This window comes from Geobacillus proteiniphilus (assembly GCF_001908025.1).
Lineage (GTDB): Bacteria > Bacillota > Bacilli > Bacillales > Anoxybacillaceae > Geobacillus > Geobacillus proteiniphilus.
This window is the reverse complement of record NZ_MQMG01000108.1, coordinates 1-1,890: the sequence shown is the minus strand read 5'-3', so window position 1 is coordinate 1,890 and position 1,890 is coordinate 1. Positions and strand designations below refer to the sequence as shown.

Genomic DNA, 1,890 nt, shown 5'->3' with positions numbered 1-1,890 from the left:
TAACTCACATTTCGCACCCTCTCGACGAAAATCGGGAGGATTTTTTCGTTCCGATGTCGAATGAATCCTTGACACACAAGGAAAGTGAAGGAGTTTTTCTCTCATGGATGTTCAAGTCGAAGCGGTCTATCGCAATTCTTATTTGAATATAATAAGTGCCCTATTCAAGAAACTGGGTCTGCCTCAATTGATTGACCATCTCGTGCCCGTCGATCCGCAGTGCCAAACGCGAGTCAGCGATGCCGTTCAGGCCATCCTCTACAATGTGTTTGACGGCCGGCAAGCCCTCGTTCACTTGGAACATTGGGCTCAGGAGGTCGATTGTGAGAAACTCATCCGTTCCGGGCTCCATCCTTCCCAGTTGAATGACGATGCGTTGGCCCGTCATCTCGATCGCCTGTATGAGGCTGGCATTCACAACGTCATCAGCACTTGCTTGATTCATATTTATCGCAAAGAAGGCCTTTCCCTCCGAGCCTTCCACGCCGATACGACGGACAAGACCGTTTACGGCGCGTATGAATCGGCCTCGTTAGAGGCCTTACAGATCACACATGGCTACAACCGCCATCATCGTTGGCAAAAACAGATCGGTTTCGGACTGGTCGGCAACGAGGACGGCATCCCGTTTTACGGCGATGTGCACGATGGCAACCTGCCCGATAAAACATGGAATCCCGAGGTGCTGTCTCGTGTCCATGAACAGCTGAAGCAGGCCAAAATCGAAGACGAATGGATTTACGTGGCCGATTCCGCCGCGATGACGAAAGAGACCCTGGCGCAAACCAAAGCGGCCAACGCCTTTTTGATCACGAGAGGCCCTTCGTCGCTCCGGATCGTGAAACAGGCGTTGGCTGAAGCGGATGCTCAGGACACGACGTGGAGCGATCCCTTTACGTTGGCGGAGAGAAACGGCGCCACGTACCGGGTATGGGAAACGGCCTCGACGTATGAAGGCCACCCCGTTCGGCTGATCGTCGTTGAATCGAGCGCGCTCGACCAGCGAAAAGGAAAGACGCTTGAAAAAGAACGAACCAAAGAAGCGGAGCTTCTTCGCGAGGAACAAGCCCGTTGGGAGCGTCACCCATTCTCCTGCCGGGAAGATGCCGAACAAGCCTTGGCGTCCCTCAAGGCGTCCCTTCGCCCCCGGTTTCATCGGGTTGAGGCCGCGGTCGAAGAGATCGTACGCCCGAAAAAACGGCGCGGACGGCCGAAAAAAGGGGCGGAACCCGAGGTGGAGACGCTGTATCTCTTGCACCTTGACGTCGAATTCGACCAAGACGCGTGGGAACAGGCGAGACGGAAAGCGTCCCGGTTTGTCCTTGTCACGACCGTTCCGAAGGAATGGAAGGGCCAACCCATGGATGCCCAAGAGATCTTGAAGCTATATAAAGGGCAGATCTCGGTGGAAATGAACTTCGCTTTTTTGAAAGATCCGTTTTTCACGGATGAGATTTACGTCAAAAAACCAGAACGGGTCGCAGTATTAGGCTATTTGTTTCTGTTGGCCTTGGCTATTTACCGCGTTTTTCAGCGCCGAGTGCGTCAGTTTATTACTCCAGAACACCCGTTGAAGGGTCCTGGAGGCCGCAAGCTGACCCGGCCGACGGGACAGGCGATTTTTCAGCTGTTTCAATATGTGAACGTCGTCCTGTTCAAGCTGCCGGATGGGCGCATCCAACGCTCACTGGATCGCTCCCTCACCCCTGATCAGCGAAGGATTCTGCAGGGATTGGGCATGGATGAGAGCATCTACGTGTAACGTGATACGGAACGACCAGCGATGGTAAAAAAAGGATTGCCATCGCTCGTTGTGTTGGTCAGAAAGTTATTCTGAAAAACGAAATAAAAAATCCTTTCTTTCAACCCTGTTAGGGTGCGAAATGTGAG

The 1,890-nt window shown here is 53.1% G+C and carries 1 protein-coding gene; it reads left to right on the top strand.

Features of this window, described 5'->3' with window-relative positions; genetic code table 11:
• Window positions 1–103: 103 nt before the first annotated feature.
• Window positions 104–1,762, top strand: coding sequence for an IS1634 family transposase (locus tag BRO54_RS18695; protein WP_074044844.1), 1,659 nt, complete (start codon window positions 104–106; stop codon window positions 1,760–1,762).
• Window positions 1,763–1,890: the final 128 nt, after the last annotated feature.

What these genes read in the sequence shown, in the direction of transcription:
- BRO54_RS18695 (WP_074044844.1), top strand. Translation starts at nt 104, where the DNA reads ATGGATGTTCAAGTCGAAGCGGTCTATCGCAATTCTTATTTGAATATA.